We start from the raw sequence: 17,909 nt of genomic DNA on the forward strand, positions 1-17,909 counted from the left end.
CGCGGCTCAGAGCTGTACCGGGTAGGTGGGTTCGCTGATCTGCGGGGTGATGCTGTGCTCGACGAAGATCGCGTGCCACAGCAGGAAGATCAGCACCGTCCACAGGCGGCGGCTGTGATCGCTTGTGCCGCTGCGGTGTTCGTCGAGCATCGTGCGCACGGCGCCAAGGTCGATGAGCTCACCGGCCTGCGAGGCGCCGGTCATCGCGTGCGCCCAGTCCAGCAGCTCGCCTGCGCGTAGCCAGTGCCGGATCGGCACGGGGAAGCCCAGCTTCGGCCGGTTGAGCACATGTACGGGCACGACCGGTTCCAGGGCGCGCCGCAGCGCGTACTTGGTGGTGGCCCTGGTGATCTTCTGCTCGAGCGGCAGCCGGGAGGCCACCGCGAACACCTCGGGGTCCAGGAACGGCACCCGCAACTCCAGCGAGTTGGCCATGGTCATCTTGTCGGCCTTGACCAGGATGTCGCCGCGCAACCAGGTGAACAGGTCGATGTGCTGCATGCGGGCGACCGGGTCGGCGCCGGCCGATTCGGCGTACAGCGGGGCGGTGATGTCGGTGTGGGTCCACTCCGGGCGGAAACCGGGCAGCACGGCGCGCAACTGCTCGTCGGAGAAGCTGCGCGCGTTGCCGTAGTAGCGCTCCTCGAGCGTGAGCGACCCGCGGTGCAGCAGGCTCTTGCCGCGCATCCCCTCGGGCAGTGGCCGCGACGCCTTACCCAGCGATCGGCGCACCGGCCGCGGCAGGTAGTCAAAAGCCCGTAGCGACAACGGTTCCCGGTAGATCGTGTATCCGCCGAACAGTTCGTCGGCGCCCTCACCGGACAGCACCACCTTGACGTGTTTGCGGGCCTCGCGGGCGATGAAGAACAACGGCACCAGCGCGGGGTCGGCGACGGGTTCGTCGAGATACCAGACGATCTCGGGCAGCGCGGCGACGAACTCGGCCTGGCTCACCACCTTGGTCACGTGCCGGGCGCCGATCGCCTCGGCCGAGGCGACCGCCACGTCGACCTCGGAGAAGCCCTCGCGTTCGAACCCGGTGGTGAACGTGATCAGCCGCGGGTTGTGCCGCATGGCCAGCGCGGCGATCGCGGTGGAATCGATACCGCCGGACAAGAATGCACCCACCGTGACGTCGGCGCGCATGTGCTTGGCGACCGAATCCTCGAGCACCGCGGTGATCTCGTCGTAGCGGGCCTGCTCTTCGCCGGCGGCGAACGGCACGGGGGCGAACCGCGGCGTGAAGTAACGCGTCACCTGCGGCGGCTGCCCGGGTCGCACCCGCGCGTAGCTGCCCGACTCCAGCCTGCGCACACCGCGGTGCAGCGTCTCGGGTTCGGGCACGTACTGCAGCACCGTGTAGTGCTGCAGCGCACGCTGATCCAGCGTCAGGTCGATGCCGAGCGTGTCGGCCAACTCCAGCAGGCACTTCTTCTCGCTGCCGACCGCGGTGCCGCCCGGCCCGGTCGCCAGAAACAGCGGTTTGATGCCGAACGGGTCACGGGCACAGAACAGCTCGTTTTCCACGGTGTCCCACAGCGCGAACGCGAACATGCCCCGCAGCCGGTTCAGCGCGTCGGTGCCCCAGTGGTGGTAGGCGGCGATGATCGCCTCGCTGTCGCCTTCTGTGGCGAACACCACGCCGAACTCATTGCGCAGTGCCTCACGCAGTTCCAGGTAGTTGTAGATCTCCCCGTTGAACACCAGCACGTAGCGGTCGGGGGACTCGGGCGGGCCCCAGCGCAGCGGCTGATGGCTGTGCGCGATGTCGATGATCGACAGCCGGTTGAACCCGAGCACACTGACCGGTCGCTGCGTGTCGTCCGACCACGTTCCCGGCTCGTCGGGCCCGCGGTGGCGCATCAGGTGCGTGGCCGCCGAAACGCTCTCGACCAGGCCAGATGGCACATCGGCGGACGGATCTCGCACCAGGGCCAACAGTCCGCACACGGCGCCAGTATGCCGAATAGCGAGGTGCGTCGAGACCGGTACCCGCTTGTGGTCTACGCTGCGTAGTATTCGGCCTGGCTCACGATCTCTAAGGGAGGCTCCAGCGTGACACCTCGCGTGTTCCGGGTGGCGGCGTTGTCAGTCGTCCTGGGTGGCACGGCGGTGCTGCTCAGCGGCTGCAGCTGGTCAGACGTATTAGGCCTGGGCTGGCCGAAGGGCATCACCCCTGAGGCGCACCTGAACCGGGAACTGTGGATCGGTTCGGTCATCGCATCGCTGGTTGTCGGCGCGATCGTGTGGGGCCTGGTGTTCTGGACCGCGGCGTTCCACCGGAAGAAGAAGACCGACACCGAGCTGCCGCGCCAGTTCGGCTACAACATGCCGCTGGAGCTGGTGCTCACGGTCGTGCCGTTCCTGATCATCTCGGTGTTGTTCTACTTCACCGTCGTGGTGCAGGAGAAGATGCTGCACGAGGAGCCCAACCCCGATGTCGTCGTCGACGTCACGGCGTTCCAGTGGAACTGGAAGTTCGGCTACCAGAAGGTCGATTTCGCCGACGGCACCTTCACCTACGACGGCGCGGACCCGGAGCGCAAGGCAGCGGTGGCGTCGGGTCCCGAGGGCCTGCAGGGCGAGCACGGCGGCGAGTACGGCACCATCGCGGGCAAGAACCCCGAGGACCGCACCTACCTGAACTTCGACAAGGTCGAGACGCTGGGCACCTCCAACGAAATCCCGGTGCTGGTGTTGCCGGTCGGCAAGCGCATCGAGTTCCAGATCGCCTCGGCCGACGTCATCCACGCGTTCTGGATCCCGGAGTTCCTGTTCAAGCGCGACGTGATGCCCAACCCGGAGGCCAACAACTCCGACCACACGTTCCAGGTCAGCGAGATCAACAAGACCGGCGCGTTCGTGGGCCGCTGCGCCGAGATGTGCGGCACCTATCACGCGATGATGAACTTCGAACTGCGCGTCGTGGAGCCCAACGACTTCAAGGCCTATCTGCAGCAGCGCATCGACGGCGCCACCAACGCGGAGGCGCTGCGGGCGATCAACCAGCCGCCGACGGCGATTACCACGGCACCGTTCGACGTTCGCCGCGGCGAGCAGGCACCACCGATCACCGACGCCAGCAAGTAGGGGCCACAGATGCATATCGAAGCCAGGTTGTTCGAGTTCCTGACCGCGTTCTTCGTCCTTGCCGCGGTGGTGTACGGGGTGCTGACCCAGATGTTCGCCTACGGCGGCGTGGAGTGGGCAGGCACCACGGCGCTGGTGATGACCGCCGGGCTGACCCTGATCACCGGCACCTTCTTCCGGTTCGTGGCCCGCCGCCTGGACACCCGGCCCGAGGACTACGAGGACGCCGAGATCAGCGACGGCGCGGGGGAGTTGGGCTTCTTCGCCCCGCACAGCTGGTGGCCGGTATCCATCGCGCTGTCGGCATCGGTAGCTGCCGTCGGCCTGGCCCTGTGGCTGCCGTGGCTGATCGTGGCGGGCATCTGCTTCGTGATCGCCGCCGCGGCCGGCCTGGTGTTCGAGTACTACACCGGCCCGGAAAAACACTGACCGACGCCGCATCGGCGGACCCTAAAGGTCACAATCGGGGCACCACTTTGTCGGCAAACCGCGCGGTCAGACTTCTCGAAGTACTGCGTTTGGGTAGTGTTGCCGAGGCACGGTCGAGCCGCTTACGGCCACAAAAAACCCGCGCCGGTTAAGTAGTCGAGAAGGATAGGCGTACATGAGCGGGCCGAATCCCCCGGATAACGAAGGTTCGGATCTCGGAGGCCAAGAGCCGGGCAGTCAACCCGCATCCGAGCAGCCCGGCACTCCGGACACCGGCCAGACGGATGTGTATTCGCAGGCGTATTCGGCGCCCGAGTCCGAGCAGTTCACCGCAGGCCCGTATGTGCCCGCTGACGCGTCGCTGTACGACTACGACAGCTACGAGCAGGCCGAACCGGTCGATGCGCCTCCGCCGCCGCGCTGGCCGTGGGTGGTCGGCGTGGCGGCCATCATCGCCGCCGTCGCGCTGGTCGCCTCGGTATCGATCCTGGTGACCCGCACCGACACCAGCAACCTGGCCACCCCGGGCCCGTCCACCACGACGTCACCGCCCGTGCAGGACGAGATCACCACGACCACCCCGCCACCCCCGCCGCCGCCGCCACCGCCGACGACGGAGCCACCACCGCCGCCGCCGCCGGAGACCGTGACGATCACCGAGGAGCCGCCGCCACCGCCGCCCGCGCCGGCACCCGCCGAAGCCCCACCGCCGCCGCCGGAGGAGACCGCAGCGCCGCCCGCACCAGCCCCCACGACGCAGGCCGGCCCGCGACAGGTGACGTACTCGGTGACGGGCACCAAGGCGCCCGGCGACATCATCACCGTCACCTATATCGACGCCGCAGGGCGCAGCCGGACCCAGCGCAACGTCTACATTCCCTGGTCGCTGACCGTGACGCCGATCTCGCAGTCCGAGGTCGGCTCGGTGCAGGCGTCCAGCCTCTTCTTGGTCAGCAGGCTCAACTGCTCGATCACCACAAGCGACGGCACCGTGCTGTCGTCCAACACCAACAACGCTGCACAAACGAGTTGCTAGATGACATATGACACCGAATCCGCAGGCCGTACCCGGCTGACCGCCGGGCTGGACCCCGCCGAGCTGGACCCCATCGACCGCATCCTGCTCGGCGCGTGCGCGGCCATCTGGCTGATCGCGCTGGGCGCCGGGGTTGCCGCCACGGTGGCCCTGGTCAACCTGGGCCGCGAGCACACCGACCCCGGCGGTGACTCCGGCACCCCCTGGGTGCTGTACGTCATCATCGCGGTCTCGGCGCTGGTGATCGCGGGCGCTGTTCCGCTGCTGTTGCGGGCCCGCCGGGAGGCGTCGGCCGAGGCTCCGCCCGCCGCGCCGCCCGCCGCGCCGGACGCCGATCCGTCCGCCCTGAGCCGTCCCGCGGCGCCCGCCCGCGGGACCGAGGCCCCGACCGAGAAGCTTCAGTCGCTGGGGGCGGCCGCCACCACCGACTACGCCGCGCCGCGCATGCAGCGCACCTCGACCCCGACCCCGCTGGAGGCCGCCGTCGAGCAGGTGTGGCTACGCTACGCGCTGGTGATGGCCTGCGCGATCGGCGTCGCGATGGTGACCATCGGGGTGGGCACCTACCTGATGGCCGTCGACAGCAACGTGGCCGCATGGGTGTTCTACGTGCTGGCCGGCCTCGTCACGGCGGCGATGCCGGTGGCCCCGTGGTACTTCCTGCGCGAGCTGCACACCATCACCGAGGCGTCATAGCGCGCTGACCCACGGAACGCGAAAGTCCCCAACACCCTCCGAATGTGTTGGGGACTTTCGCGTTCCGGGCAGTTGTCCGCCGGGCGTCAGTGGTGCCCGTTCTGTCCGTTCTGCCCGTCGAGATCCTCCTGGTGTTCGCGCAGCGCGGTGAGCGCCTTGCGTTCGGAGGCGTGCGCCGCTGCGGCCAGCGCCTCGTGCTCGGAGACCGGATCGGGGAACAGGAAGCTGCCGCTACCGGGCTCGCCGGCCGAGCCGAGCTTGTTCATCCGCTTGGGCACCGCAGCACCCTGGTACTCCAACGGAATCGGATGACCGTGCTCGTCGACCGGGCCGAGCGGCTGGTGCAGCTCGATGTAGGCACCGTGGGGCAGCCGCTTGATGATGCCCGTCTCGATGCCGTGCTCGAGCACCGCGCGGTCGCTGCGCTGCAGGCCGACCGCCCACCGGTAGGCGACGTAGTACACGATCGCCGGCAGCACCACCATGCCGATCCGCCCGATCCACGTCGTCGCGTTGAGCGAGATGTGGAACTTGAACGCGATGATGTCGTTCATCGCGCACAGCGTCAGCAGCATGTAGAACGCGATCGCCGCCGCGCCGACCGCGGTGCGCACCGGGACATCTCGGGGACGCTGCAACAGGTTGTGGTGCAGGTTGTCGCCGGTGAGCCTCTTCTCGATGAAGGGGTAGATGATCAGCAGGACGAAGATCAAGCCCATGATCACCGCGACCCACACCGACGCCGGGATCGTGTAGTTGCCGATGTAGAACTCCCACGCCGGCCAGATACGCGCCAGCCCTTCCGTCCACATCATGTAGAAGTCCGGCTGGCTGCCCGCCGAGATCTGGGATGGCTTGTACGGGCCGAGGTTCCAGACCGGGTTGATCGTCAGTAACCCACCCATCAGGCCCAGGATGCCGGTGGTCATCGCGAAGAACGCGCCGGACTTCACCGCGAACACCGGCATCACCCGCACGCCGACGACGTTGGTCTCGGTGCGACCGGGGCCGGGGAACTGGGTGTGCTTCTGGAACCACACCAGCGCAAGGTGCAGACCGATCAGCGCCAGCATGATGCCCGGGATCAACAGGATGTGTAGGGCATACATCCGCGGTATCCAGAACCCGTCCTGCGAGCACATGTAACCGACACCGCCGCAGGGGAAGTCGCCGCCGAACAGCGCCCAGTGCAGCCAGGTGCCGATCACCGGCATGCCCAGCGTGATGGACGACATCGCCGCCCGCAGTCCGATGCCCGAAAGCAGGTCGTCGGGCAGCGAGTAACCGAAGTAACCCTCGAACATCGCCAGGATCAGCAGCAGTGCGCCGATCACCCAGTTCGCCTCACGCGGGCGCCGGAACGCGCCGGTGAAGAAGATGCGGGCCAGGTGCACCATGATCGCCGCGGCGAAAAGCAGTGCGGCCCAGTGGTGGATTTGCCGGACGAACAGGCCGCCGCGTACCTCGAAGCTGATGTCGAGCGTCGATTCGTAGGCCTTCGACATCTGGACGCCGCGCAGCGGTTGATAGACGCCGTTGTAGGTGACCTCGGCCATCGACGGGTCGAAGAACAGGGTCAGGTAGACGCCGGTGATGAGCAGGACGATGAAGCTGTACAGCGCGATCTCGCCCAGCAGGAACGACCAGTGGGTGGGAAACACCTTGTTCAACTGGCGCCGCACCGCTGCCGAGGGGTGGTAGCGCGAATCGATGTCGTTGCCCTGCTTGGCGGCCAGCTCGGCCATGCTCGGAGGTTTCGGCAGGCTTGGACTCATTCTGTCCTCCGTTCCCAAAAGGCCGGACCAACGGGCTCGATGAAGTCGCCGTTAGCCACCAGATACCCGTCCTGGTCGATGGTGATCGGCAGCTGCGCCAACGCCCGCGCAGCCGGGCCGAATATGGGCTTTGCGTATTGCAACGCGTCGAACTGCGACTGGTGGCACGGGCACAGGATGCGGTAGGTCTGCTGTTCGTAAAGCGAAGAGGGGCAACCCAAGTGAGAGCAGACCTTGGTGTAGGCGAACAGATCGCCGAAGTTGAAGCTCTCCTGGTTCTTGCGCTTGACGACCCTGGGCAGGTCCTGCGGCTTGATCCTGATCAGCATCACCGGGTTTCGCACGCCCATCGAGATCTCGGCCAGGTGGTGCGCCGACTCGACGGTGGTGCCGTCCCCGTCGGATTCACGCCACGGAAACACCGTCTCCATGCCGCCGGCGTCGATGTCCTCGGGCCGCATCTTGATGAACGGTCCCAGACCGTCATTTCCGACGGCGCGGGCCAGATAGATGGTCTCGCCCGTGTAGCGCGGCGTCCAACCGGACGTCCACAGCACGGCTTTCTTCCCGTTGGCGGTCTGCACCACCGGTTTCCACGGATTCTTGATCAACCCGCCTGCGAAGGCCACCAGCGTGCCGAGACCGAAGGCGCCGAGCCCGACACCCAACGACATGCCGATCAGCTTGCGCCGCTTGATCGTCGAGCCCTCGAGCGCATCGGAGAGGTTGGCTACCACCGTCTTGCGGTGCAACTCGGGGGAGGCGCCGTCGTGGCGCTCCTGGATGGAGATCTCCTCGGGGATGAACTTCTTCTGGTACAGCACCGCGCCGACGCCGATGGACAGGATGGACAGCCCGAACGTCAGCCCGTACAGCGGGGTGGCGAGGCTGAACACGAACACGCCCTCAGAGCCCGTCGGCTTGTACTGCCACGGCCAGAACAGGAACACCAGCAGCAGGGCCAGGCCCGAAAGGCCGCCGAGCAGAAGCCAATACGCGACGAGACGTTCGGAGCGCTTCTCGGCCTTGGTGCCCTTGACCGGCCAGCGGTCCTCTTTGAACACGGTGTCGACGCCGTCGATCCGGCCGCCGAGTCCGACCAGCTCCTCACGCGACATCTGCGCGAGCTGGGCGTCGCTGGGCTGGCCGGGCTCACCGGCGTGGCCAGGAACGTCGGTGCCCTTGGGCATATGTTCTGAGTCGGTCATGCTCGTGCTCCGATCCAGAGGGCCGCACCGATGACGGCGACCATGCCGATGATCCAGGCCGCCATGCCTTCGGGGGCCGGACCGAATCCGCCGAGTCCGTAGCCGCCGTAGCTGGGGGCTTCCGCCGATTCCCGGACGTAGGCGACGATGTCGCGCTTCTCCTCCGGGGTGAGCTGACGGTCGGAGAACTTGGGCATGTTCTGCGGACCGGTCAGCATCGCGGTGTAGATCTGCGCCGGGGTGGCGCTACCCAGGTCCGGGGCGTACTTACCCGACGACAGCGCACCGCCCTTGCCGGTGAAGTTGTGGCAGGACGCGCAGTTCAGCCGGAACAGGGTGCCGCCGGTCGCGACGTCGTCGCCGATCAGCGACGCCTCGGCGATCTGGCCGTTCTCGTCGCGGGGGACCAGCGGGCCGCCGCCGTTGGCCTGCACGTATGCGCCGATGGCGTCGGTCTGCGCCTCATCGAACTGGGCGGGCTTCTTCGGGGCCTGGGCCTCGCCGCGCATCGCGGGCATCCGGCCGGTGGACACCTGGAAGTAGACCGCCGCTTCGCCGACGCCGATCAGGCTGGGTCCGCGGTCGGGCACACCCTGCAGGTTCACGCCGTGGCAGGTGACACACGAGGTGTCGAACAGCTGCTTGCCCGTGCGCAGCAGCGCCGACTGCGACTCGTCGGCAACCGCCACCTGCGGCTGTGGCGTGAGAGTTGCGGCGAGGCCACCGGCGACGGCCAGTCCAAGGAGCAACAACACGCCCCCAGACAGGCGCCGGCGCAGCCGACGGCGCGACTTGTCGGTCATCGAACCCCTTTTCTCATCGGACACATCGGCCGAGCCGCCGATCATCGAACGAAGTAGATGGTCGCAAACAGGGCGATCCACACGATGTCGACGAAGTGCCAGTAATAGGACACGACGATCGACGCGGTGGCCTGCGCCGGGGTGAACTTGCTCATCCGGGTTCGGAGGAGCAGGAAGATGAAGGCGACGAGACCGCCGATCACGTGCAGCCCGTGGAAACCGGTGGCCAGGTAGAAGACCGAGCCGTAGGCGCTGCTGGAGATGGTGGTGCCGTGCTGGACCAGGTGGATGTACTCGTAGCCCTGGCCCAGGACGAAGAACAGGCCCATCAGGAACGTGACGAAGTACCACCTGCGCAGCCCGAACACGTCGCCGCGTTCGGCGGCGAACACGCCCATCTGACAGGTGAACGACGACGCAATCAGCACCAAGGTGACCGGCACCGCCTGCACCAGGTTCAGCTCGGTCGGCGGCGGCGGCCATTCACCGCCCGCCTGCGAGCGTGCCGTGAAGTACATTGCGAACAGCCCAGCAAAGAACATGAGCTCGCTCGAAAGCCACACTATGGTGCCGACACTCACCATATTCGGCCGGTTCAGCGAATGTACTCGCGACGTGATTGCGGTTCCGGAGGTACCTACAGCACTCGTCACAAGAGCAAGTATGACGCTTTGTAGTTGTCGAACTCCACCCGGGTCGACGTATTGGGCATAATCTGGCGGTGGCATCTTCACGAGCGCAACCGTCCGGATCTCCCGACGCCCCGACATGGCCGCTGATCCTCGGCAGGTTGACCACTGGTCAGGCGCTCGCACCCGGTCAGGCCGGCTGGGCGATGGACCAGATCATGACCGGCGCCGCCACCCCCGCACAGATCGCCGGCTTCGGCGTGTCGATGCGGATGAAGCGCCCGACGTCGGCTGAGGTGACCGAGCTGGCCGACACCATGCTCAAGCACGCGCGCCGGGTGCCCACCGACGTGATCGGCACCGACACCGTCGACGTGGTCGGCACCGGCGGCGACGGCGCCAACACCGTCAACCTCTCGACCATGGCCTCGATCGTGGTGGCCGCCGCGGGCGTGCCGGTGATCAAGCACGGCAACCGGGCGGCGTCGTCGCTGTCCGGCGGGGCCGACACGCTCGAGGCGCTCGGCGTGCGCATCGACCTCGGGCCCGACGACGTGGCCCGCAGCGTCGCCGAGGTGGGCATCGGGTTCGCGTTCGCGCCGCAGTTCCATCCGTCGTACCGGCACGCGGGTGTGGTGCGCCGCGAGATCGGCGTGCCGACCGTGTTCAACCTGCTGGGTCCGTTGACCAATCCGGCCTCACCGCGGGCGGGTCTGATCGGCTGCGCCTGGGGTGATCTGGCCGAGGTGATGGCCGGGGTGTTCGCCACCAGGGGCGCCAGCGTGCTCGTCGTACACGGTGACGACGGCCTCGACGAGCTGACCACCACGACGACGAGCACCATCTGGCGGGTGCAGGCGGGCACCGTGGAGCGACTGACGTTCGACCCCGCCGCGTTCGGGTTCGCGCGCGCCGAACTGTCGGAGTTGGTCGGCGGCGACGCGGAGAGCAACGCCGCCGAGGTGCGCGCGGTGCTCGGCGGCGCCAAGGGTGCGGTGCGAGATGCGGTGGTGCTCAACGCCGCGGGCGCGATGGTGGCCCACGCCGGACTAGCCAGCGACGCCAAATGGGTGCCTGCGTGGGAGTCGGGGCTCGCTCGGGCCGCCGAGGCGATCGACTCGGGGGCGGCCGAACAGCTGCTCGCGCGTTGGGTGCGGTTCTCGCAGAAGCTCTGAGGCGGAGTCGGTCTGCTCGGCGGCCAGCCTTGCCGAACGGGCCGTCGCGGCCCAACCGGCCCACTGTCCGGCCGCCCCGACCGGTGAGCAGTACCCGGGCTCGGCGCGCACGATGCGCACCCCCGGCGAACCCAGCCAGCGCGCGATCAGCCCCACCTCTTCGACCAGCGCACCGCCCAACGGCGCAGGCGCCGGCAAGAAGGTCTGCGCGCCCGCGCATATCGCGTCGATCACCGGCATCGGCGGTACCCCCCGCGGGGCGTTGCCGGCCGCGGCCAACTGGCCGTTGCGCAGCACGGCCAGCTGCCAGCCGCCGGAGCCGTCGGGCCGCGCGGCCACCATCTCGCCGACCGCGGCAAGCGCGCGCAGCCGTTGGCCCCGCCACAGCACGTCGATCGCGGTGGCCGCGTGGTCGCGCAACCGCGCCGCCGTTTCGTACCGGCTCCTGGCGGCCAGATCGTCGATGTGGGCCAGCACGGCCGCCAGCGTGCCACCGTCGCGGCCCTCGATCAGATCGGTCGCCCGGCGCACGGCGTCGGCGTACGCGTCGGCGCCGACGTCGCGCGCGGCCGGGCACGGCGACACCTCGCGATCCGGGCACGCCGGGCCGTGCAGCGCGGTGCGGCCCAGCCGCTTGGTACAGGTGCGCACACCGGTGAACCGGGCCAGCAGCGCAGCGGTGTCGACGGCATCGGCGCGGGACCGAAACGGCCCGACCGCGCGGTCGTGCCGGGGTGCGCGCACCGCGGAGAAGCGCGGGAACGGTTCGTCGGTGAGCACCACCCACCACCACCGGTGGGGGAACTTGGACCGCCGGTTGTACGGCGGGGCGTGCGCGGCGAGCAGGCGAAGTTCACGCACCCCCGCTTCGAGGTCGTGCGCGCATTCGACGTGGTCGACGGCGGTGGCCAGCGACGCCATCTCCTTGATGCGGGTGCGCGGGTCGGCCCCGTTGAAGTACTGGCCGACGCGGCGACGCAGGTTTCCCGCGGTGCCGATGTAGAGCACCTCGGCCCCCGGTCCGCGAAACAGGTAGACGCCGGGGCGGTGCGGCAGCGCCGCGGCGAGGTGGCGGTTGCGCCGCTGCGCGGGGGTCACGTCGGGCAGATAGGAACGCAACTCGGTGTAGGTGTGCACGCCCTGGTTGCCGACGCGTTCGATGAGCCCGTGCAGCACGTCGACGGTGGCGCGGGCGTCGTCGAGGGCACGGTGCGTCGGGGTGGTGGACGCACCGAACAGCCGCGCCAGCGCCGACAACCGCACGCTGGGGGCCTCCTCGCGGGTCAGCACCCGGCGCGCCAGCTTGACCGTGCACAGCACCGGCGGTCTGGGCCAGGTGATCGCGCAGCGTTCGGCGGCCGCGCGCAGAAAACCGATGTCGAAGCCCGCGTTGTGGGCGACCAGCACCGCGCCGCGAGAAAACTCCAGAAACGCGGGCAGCACCTTCTCGATCCGGGGGGCGTCGCACACCATTGCGGTGGTGATGCCGGTCAACGCCACGATCTGCGGCGGAATGCTGCGGCCGGGATCCACCAGGGTGGCCAGCTCGCCGAGCACCGCGCCGCCGCGCACCTTGACCGCCCCGATCTCGGTGATCGCGTCGTACCCGTCGCCGCTGGCGCGTCCGCCGGTGGTCTCCAGATCGACGACGACGAAGGTCGTCTCGCGTAAGGACAGGTCGGCCAGCGGATCGACATCGGCGAAGCTCAGCTGGCCCATGCGCTGACGGTAGGCAAGGGCACCGACAGCAGCCGGATGCCACGCGGCAGTTGTCGGTGCCTGCCGTTACCGTCGGCGCAACACCGACCGAGAGGAGTGTTCATGGGCACGGTGAGGATCGATTGCGACGATTGCGCGGTGCGCGGGCCTGGTTGTCAGGACTGCGTGGTCAGTGTCTTGCTCGGCACCCCCGAGACGTTGCTCGACGACGAGCGCCGGGCGCTGGAGGTACTTGCCGATGCGGGGCTGGCGCCGCGGCTGCGGTTGGTGCCGATCCGCCGTACCGGTGATGCGGGTGTGGCCTGATGACACGCGCTGGCCCCAGGGGGCGAAAAATATTCCCGGCGTAGCTGTTAAATTGGCGTCTTCGTTGGACAAGCCCGTTGCCGTTTCGTAACCTATCTGAGACCTAAGAGCAGTTCGAAGCGGCTTCGACACGGAAGTTTGAAGGACGCAAATCTTGAGGCTCGATCGCATGCAGTGGCCCGCGCGTGTCTTTTCGCGATTGCGTAGACCGGTCGTAGGCGCGATAGCGAGCCTGGCACTCCTTGTCGGCATGCTGGCCGGCAGTGTGCAGGCCGACCCCGCAGAAGATGCGCTGGCAAAGCTTCAAGAACTTTCCCGGCAGGCCGAACAGACCACCGAGGCAATGCATTCGGCGCAACTGGATCTGAACAACAAGCTGGCAGTGCAGCATGCGGCCGAGGCAAAGCACGACGCCGACACCGCCGCGCTCGAGTCGGCCAGAGGTCAGCTGGCGACCTTCCAAACCGCGGTGAACAAGGTTGCTGCGGCCGAATACATGGGCGGCCGCACCGACGGTATGGGCGCCATGCTGACGGCCTCATCGCCGCAGGGCCTCATCGACCAGTTGTCGGTGCAGCGGGTGATGGCCGCCGAGATGTCGGCGCAGATGAAGAACTTCCGGGAGACCGGGCAGAAGGCCGCGCTGGCCGAGCAGGCGTCGGCGAAATCGGCCGCGGACGCCAAGACCGCCGCCGAGCAGGCCGCCGCGGTGCGCGCCGAGCTGCAGTCCAAGCAGAGCCAGCTGCAGGTCCAGATCGCCGTCGTCAAGTCCCAGTACGAGGCCCTCACACCGCACCAGCGCGAGGAACTCGCCGCGCTACCGCCGGTGCCTCCGGTACCTGCGCCCGCGCCGCTGCCTCCGGGTGGCGACCCCGCGATCATCGCCGCACCGCCGGCGCCGGGCGCCATTCCGCCCGGTGACATGGCCCCGCCGGTGGGCGGGCACTCCGGGACCGTCATCCAGGCCGCGCTGAGCCGCATCGGGTCGCCGTATTCATGGGGCGGGTCCGGTCCGAACGCGTTCGACTGCTCCGGGCTGGTGATGTGGGCGTTCCAGCAGGCAGGCATCTCGCTGCCGCACTCCAGCCAGGCGCTGGCCAGGGGCGGTCAGGCGGTTTCGCCGGACCAGATGCAACCCGGTGACGTGGTCAACTACTACTCCGACGCGTCACACTCGGCGATCTACATCGGTGACGGAATGATGGTGCACGCCTCGACCTACGGCACGCCGGTGCGGGTCGCCCCGGTGAACAATGCGCCGATCTACAACGTCCGCCGGTACTGATCGTCAGGCGGCGCACGCCAGGAAAAGAAAAACCCTGTGCGCCTTTCTCATCGCCGAACTCATCTGCGCGCTGCTGCTGCTCGGCCGGTTTGACACCCCGTCGGCCCCGGTGATGGCCGCGCCCGCCTCGATGACCACCCCCAGCGCGGCATCGGCCAGCCAGACGCTGCGCGACGGCCGCACGGTGCGGTTGCTCGGCCTCGGCGGGCAGCGCACCTCCGCGCTGCTGGCACGGATCGCCGCCGAGATCGACGATGCCGCGGCGGCGGTCACCGCGTTCTGGGGGCCGGACTGGCCGAGCGAGATCGTCGTGGTGGCCGCCGCCACCCCCGACCAGTTCGCGGCAATCGGTGGCGGGGACGTCCACACCGCCGCCACCACCGCCGAGCAGATCATGTTCGCCCCGGACGCCGACGCAATGAGCGACTCCGCACTGCGAATCGTGTTGCGCCACGAGTTGTTTCACTACGCGGCGCGGGCGCAGACGGCTGCGGACGCCCCGCGGTGGCTCACCGAAGGTGTCGCCGACTTCGTCGCGCGCCCGGCCACACCGCGGCCCCACGTGGCGGTTGCGACGCTGCCCACCGACGCCGAACTGGCAGGCCCGCAGCGCGATGCAGCCTACGACCGGGCCTGGCTGTTCAGCCGGTTCGTCGCCGAGACGTACGGCGTCGCCGCACTTCGCGACCTCTACCAGCGCGCCTGCGGCCACGGCCACGCCGACACGTCGACCGCGCTGCGCGAGACACTGGACGCAGAACCGCATGCCATTCTGCAGCGGTGGCGACAGTGGATGTGACGGCGTGAGCCGGGTCCTGTTGGTCACCAACGACTTTCCGCCGCGCCGCGGTGGCATCCAGTCCTATCTGCACGAGCTGGTGAACCACCTGGTCGCCACCGGTGAGCACACGCTGACCGTCTACGCGCCGAAGTGGAGGGACAGCGACGCCTTCGACGAACACGCCGCACAGACCGGCTACACCGTGGTGCGCCATCCCGGCACCCTGATGCTTCCCGAACCCTCGGTGATGCTGCGCATGCGCAAGCTCATCGAACGTCACCGGGCCGAGACGGTCTGGTTCGGCGCGGCGGCGCCGCTGGCGCTGATGGCCCCGCTGGCCCGCCAGAGCGGCGCCCACCGGGTGATCGCCAGCACGCACGGCCACGAAGTCGGTTGGTCGATGCTGCCCGTGGCGCGAATCGCGTTGCGCCGCATCGGCTCGGGCGCCGACGTGGTGACCTACGTCAGCGCCTACACCAGGGGCCGGTTCGCCGCGGCGTTCGGGCCCGACGCCGCGCTCGAGCACTTGCCGCCGGGGGTGGACACCGAGCGGTTCGCACCCGACGAGGTGGCCCGTGCCGAACTGCGCGCGCGTTACCGGCTCGGCGATCGTCCGGTGGTGGCCTGTGTGTCGCGGTTGGTGCCGCGCAAGGGCCAGGACATGCTCATCCGGGCGCTGCCGGCGATCCGGCAGCGCGTCCCCGGTGCCGCGCTGCTCATCGTCGGCGGCGGCCCGTACCGGTCGACGTTGCGGCGCCTGGCGCACAGTTTCGGCGTGGCCGCCCACGTCGTGTTCACCGACGGTGTGCCCGACGACGAACTGCCCGCCCACCACGCGGTGGCCGACGTGTTCGCGATGCCGTGCCGCACCCGCGGCGCGGGACTGGACGTGGAGGGCCTGGGCATCGTCTACCTGGAGGCGTCGGCGACGGGCGTTCCGGTCGTGGCGGGCCGCTCGGGCGGTGCGCCCGAAACCGTGCGCGACGGCGAAACCGGCCTGGTGGTCGACGGCTGGGACGTCGGCGCTATCGCGGCTGCGGTCAGCGACCTGCTGGCCGACCCGGCCCGGGGGGCGCGCATGGGTGCGGCCGGCCGGCGCTGGGTGGTGGACAACTGGCAGTGGAGCGCCCAGGCGCAACGGCTTTCGGCGCTGCTCTAGCTACGTGGAGTAGATCGCGTCGATGTCGGCGGCGAATTTCTCGGCCACCACCTTCCGCTTGACCTTCATCGTCGGGGTCAGCTCGCCGGTGTCCTCGGTGAAGTCGACGGGCAGGATGCGGAACTTGCGGATCGCCTCGGCCTTCGACACCGCCTGGTTGGCCTCCTTGACGGCGAGATCGATCTCGGCGACCAGGTCGGAGTCGGTGGCCAGATCACCGACCGATGCGCTGGCGCTCTTGCTGTTTCGTTCCTTCCAGCCCTCGATGGCCTCGGGGTCGATGGTGATCAGCGCACCGACGAACGGTTTGGCGTCGCCGACGGCCATCGCCTGGCTGATCAGCGGATGCGCGCGCAACCGGTCCTCGAGGATGGCCGGGGCGACGTTCTTGCCGCCGGCGGTGACGATGATCTCCTTCTTGCGGCCGATGATCGTCAGGAACCCGTCGTCGTCGATGGCCCCCAAATCACCGGTGTGGAACCAGCCGTCGGAGAACACCGCCTTGGTCTCCTCGTCGTTGCGCCAGTATCCGTTGAACACCACGCCGCCTTTGACCAGCAGCTCGTCGTCGTCGTTGAGGCGCATGCTGTTGCCGGGCAACAACTTTCCAACCGTGCCGACCTTGACGTCGTCGATGCGGTTCACCGTGATCGCGGCGCTCGTCTCGGTCAGGCCGTAACCCTCGTAGATCGTCACCCCGACCCCGCGGTAGAAGTGGCCGAGGCGCGCGCCCAGCGGGGCGCCACCGGAGATCGCGCCGCGGCACGCACCGCCGAGCGCGGCCCGCAGCTTGCCGTAGACCAGCCGGTCGAACACCGCGTGCTTGGCGCGCAGCAGCAGGCCGGGGCCGCCGGTGTCCTGGGCCCTGCTGTACTCGATGGCGGTGTTGGCGGCCATCTCGAAGATCCGGCCCTTGCCGTCGTTGCGGGCATTCTGCTCAGCGGTGTTGTACACCTTCTCGAACACCCGCGGCACCGATACCACCAGCGACGGCTTGAACACCGCGAAGGTGGGCACCAGGTTCTTGATGTCGCTGGTGAATCCCAGCGTGACCTTGTTGGCGAACGCCGACAGCGTGATCGCACGGGCCAGCACATGCGCGAGCGGCAGGAAGACCAGCATCTTCTCGGGCTTGTCCAACAGTGCCGGGAAGCATTCCTTTGCCCCGCGCGTCTCGTAAACCAGATTGGAGTGGGTGAGCTGACAACCCTTCGGCGTGCCCGTGGTTCCGGAGGTGTAGATCAGCGTCGCCGGGTCGGCGGCCCTGATCCCGGCCAGCCGGTCCTCGAGTTGCCGGGCGTCCAGCGACTTTCCCGCCTCGGCCAGCGCCTCCAGCGCCGGTGTGCCCGACCCCTCGATGCGCAGCACCTCACGCAGCGCAGGCAGTTCGCCGGTGAGGCTGTCGATCTTGTCGGCGTGCGCGTCGGTCTCGGCGAACACGAGCACCGCCTCGGAGTTGGCCAGGACGAACTTGACCTGCTCGGCGGAACTGGTCTCATAGATCGGCACGGTCACCGCGCCGACGGCCTGGATCGCGAAGTCGATGATGGGCCATTCGTAGCGGGTCGCCGCCAGCAACGCGACCCGGTCGCCGGGGTTGACCCCGCGAGCGATCAAACCCAGTGCCGTGGAACGAATCTGTTCGGCGGCCTGCTGGCACGTCACGTCGGTCCACACGCCGTCGACCAGGCGTTCGAAGATCACGTGGTCGGGGTCGTCGCGTTCGTGCTCGAAAACGCTGCGTACGACGGCGTCGTACTCGCCGACGGTGAACGAAGCGGGGCTGCTGAACTCACGCACGGTCCTGGCCTTTCGACA

General features: G+C 68.5%; 15 protein-coding genes and 1 pseudogene. 9 read left to right on the forward strand and 7 right to left on the reverse strand.

Annotated elements, in window-relative coordinates; all coding sequences use genetic code 11:
- Nucleotides 1–6: 6 nt before the first annotated feature.
- The gene (gene asnB / locus K3U96_RS11035) at nt 7–1,950 is read right to left on the reverse strand and encodes an asparagine synthase (glutamine-hydrolyzing) (RefSeq protein ID WP_220693037.1); all 1,944 of its coding nucleotides are present in this window, start codon (nt 1,948–1,950) and stop codon (nt 7–9) included.
- A 105-nt stretch (nt 1,951–2,055) separates the two neighbouring features.
- Here asnB and ctaC point away from each other — a divergent pair, with 105 nt between their 5' ends.
- The 4 genes from ctaC (at nt 2,056) to K3U96_RS11055 (ending at nt 5,251) form a co-directional block, all read left to right on the forward strand.
- Nucleotides 2,056–3,090: an aa3-type cytochrome oxidase subunit II gene (gene ctaC, locus K3U96_RS11040; protein WP_069405155.1), complete on the forward strand. Its 1,035-nt coding sequence runs from the start codon at nt 2,056–2,058 to the stop codon at nt 3,088–3,090.
- A gap of 9 nt (nt 3,091–3,099) precedes the next feature.
- Nucleotides 3,100–3,519 carry a cytochrome c oxidase subunit 4 gene (locus K3U96_RS11045; protein WP_069405156.1) on the forward strand — a complete coding sequence of 140 codons (420 nt, stop codon included), beginning with the start codon at nt 3,100–3,102 and terminating at the stop codon, nt 3,517–3,519.
- Between the two features lie 175 nt (nt 3,520–3,694).
- Nucleotides 3,695–4,555, forward strand: a complete 861-nt coding sequence (locus K3U96_RS11050) for an MmpS family transport accessory protein (RefSeq protein ID WP_220693038.1) — start codon at nt 3,695–3,697, stop codon at nt 4,553–4,555.
- Nucleotides 4,556–5,251: a DUF2561 family protein gene (locus tag K3U96_RS11055; protein ID WP_220693039.1), complete on the forward strand. Its 696-nt coding sequence runs from the start codon at nt 4,556–4,558 to the stop codon at nt 5,249–5,251.
- 86 nt (nt 5,252–5,337) lie between these two features.
- Here the strand turns inward: K3U96_RS11055 and qcrB are convergent, their stop codons facing one another.
- The 4 genes from qcrB to ctaE are packed head-to-tail and all read right to left on the reverse strand — an operon-like array spanning nt 5,338 to nt 9,690.
- Complete coding sequence (gene qcrB / locus K3U96_RS11060; RefSeq protein ID WP_220693040.1) at nt 5,338–7,026, reverse strand: cytochrome bc1 complex cytochrome b subunit; 1,689 nt, start codon at nt 7,024–7,026, stop codon at nt 5,338–5,340.
- On the reverse strand, nt 7,023–8,234 hold the full coding sequence (gene qcrA / locus K3U96_RS11065; protein WP_220693041.1) for a cytochrome bc1 complex Rieske iron-sulfur subunit: 1,212 nt from the start codon (nt 8,232–8,234) through the stop codon (nt 7,023–7,025). The genes qcrB and qcrA overlap by 4 nt, the downstream gene beginning before the upstream one ends.
- Nucleotides 8,231–9,037, reverse strand: a complete 807-nt coding sequence (gene qcrC, locus K3U96_RS11070) for a cytochrome bc1 complex diheme cytochrome c subunit (protein WP_069405175.1) — start codon at nt 9,035–9,037, stop codon at nt 8,231–8,233. Before qcrC ends, qcrA begins: the two co-directional genes overlap by 4 nt.
- A gap of 41 nt (nt 9,038–9,078) precedes the next feature.
- Nucleotides 9,079–9,690: an aa3-type cytochrome oxidase subunit III gene (gene ctaE / locus K3U96_RS11075; protein WP_069405161.1), complete on the reverse strand. Its 612-nt coding sequence runs from the start codon at nt 9,688–9,690 to the stop codon at nt 9,079–9,081.
- A 68-nt stretch (nt 9,691–9,758) separates the two neighbouring features.
- Between ctaE and trpD the strand changes: the two genes are divergently transcribed.
- Entirely contained in the window at nt 9,759–10,841 is a 1,083-nt protein-coding gene (gene trpD, locus K3U96_RS11080) for an anthranilate phosphoribosyltransferase (protein ID WP_230982427.1), read from the forward strand.
- Here trpD and K3U96_RS11085 read toward each other — a convergent pair.
- Nucleotides 10,779–12,560 (reverse strand): annotated as a pseudogene (locus tag K3U96_RS11085) (DEDD exonuclease domain-containing protein); the annotation flags it as partial. The gene trpD and the pseudogene K3U96_RS11085 overlap by 63 nt on opposite strands.
- 102 nt (nt 12,561–12,662) lie before the next feature.
- Between K3U96_RS11085 and K3U96_RS11090 the strand changes: the two are divergent.
- From K3U96_RS11090 to K3U96_RS11105, 4 genes are all read left to right on the forward strand, one after another.
- The gene (locus tag K3U96_RS11090) at nt 12,663–12,866 is read left to right on the forward strand and encodes a hypothetical protein (RefSeq protein ID WP_220693043.1); all 204 of its coding nucleotides are present in this window, start codon (nt 12,663–12,665) and stop codon (nt 12,864–12,866) included.
- A gap of 154 nt (nt 12,867–13,020) precedes the next feature.
- A complete protein-coding gene (gene ripC / locus K3U96_RS11095) occupies nt 13,021–14,151 on the forward strand; it encodes a peptidoglycan hydrolase RipC (protein ID WP_069407492.1) in 1,131 nt (376 codons plus the stop codon).
- A complete protein-coding gene (locus K3U96_RS11100) occupies nt 14,120–14,950 on the forward strand; it encodes a peptidase (RefSeq protein ID WP_220693044.1) in 831 nt (276 codons plus the stop codon). The genes ripC and K3U96_RS11100 overlap by 32 nt, the downstream gene beginning before the upstream one ends.
- A gap of 4 nt (nt 14,951–14,954) precedes the next feature.
- Entirely contained in the window at nt 14,955–16,091 is a 1,137-nt protein-coding gene (locus K3U96_RS11105; RefSeq protein WP_220693045.1) for a glycosyltransferase family 4 protein, read from the forward strand.
- Here the strand turns inward: K3U96_RS11105 and K3U96_RS11110 are convergent, their stop codons facing one another.
- Nucleotides 16,092–17,891 carry an AMP-dependent synthetase/ligase gene (locus tag K3U96_RS11110; protein ID WP_220693046.1) on the reverse strand — a complete coding sequence of 600 codons (1,800 nt, stop codon included), beginning with the start codon at nt 17,889–17,891 and terminating at the stop codon, nt 16,092–16,094.
- Nucleotides 17,892–17,909 lie beyond the last annotated feature (18 nt).

It is taken from the genome of Mycolicibacterium holsaticum DSM 44478 = JCM 12374 (genome assembly GCF_019645835.1).
Taxonomy (GTDB): Bacteria; Actinomycetota; Actinomycetes; order Mycobacteriales; family Mycobacteriaceae; genus Mycobacterium; species Mycobacterium holsaticum.

Bases quoted from the DNA above. Each gene is read 5' to 3' on its own strand.
- K3U96_RS11045 (WP_069405156.1), top strand. From the start codon at position 3,100: ATGCATATCGAAGCCAGGTTGTTCGAGTTCCTGACCGCGTTCTTCGTC.
- K3U96_RS11050 (WP_220693038.1), top strand. From the start codon at position 3,695: ATGAGCGGGCCGAATCCCCCGGATAACGAAGGTTCGGATCTCGGAGGC.
- K3U96_RS11055 (WP_220693039.1), top strand. From the start codon at position 4,556: ATGACATATGACACCGAATCCGCAGGCCGTACCCGGCTGACCGCCGGG.
- qcrB (WP_220693040.1), bottom strand. From the start codon at position 7,026: ATGAGTCCAAGCCTGCCGAAACCTCCGAGCATGGCCGAGCTGGCCGCC.
- qcrA (WP_220693041.1), bottom strand. From the start codon at position 8,234: ATGACCGACTCAGAACATATGCCCAAGGGCACCGACGTTCCTGGCCAC.
- qcrC (WP_069405175.1), bottom strand. From the start codon at position 9,037: ATGACCGACAAGTCGCGCCGTCGGCTGCGCCGGCGCCTGTCTGGGGGC.
- K3U96_RS11090 (WP_220693043.1), top strand. From the start codon at position 12,663: ATGGGCACGGTGAGGATCGATTGCGACGATTGCGCGGTGCGCGGGCCT.
- K3U96_RS11100 (WP_220693044.1), top strand. From the start codon at position 14,120: ATGCGCCGATCTACAACGTCCGCCGGTACTGATCGTCAGGCGGCGCAC.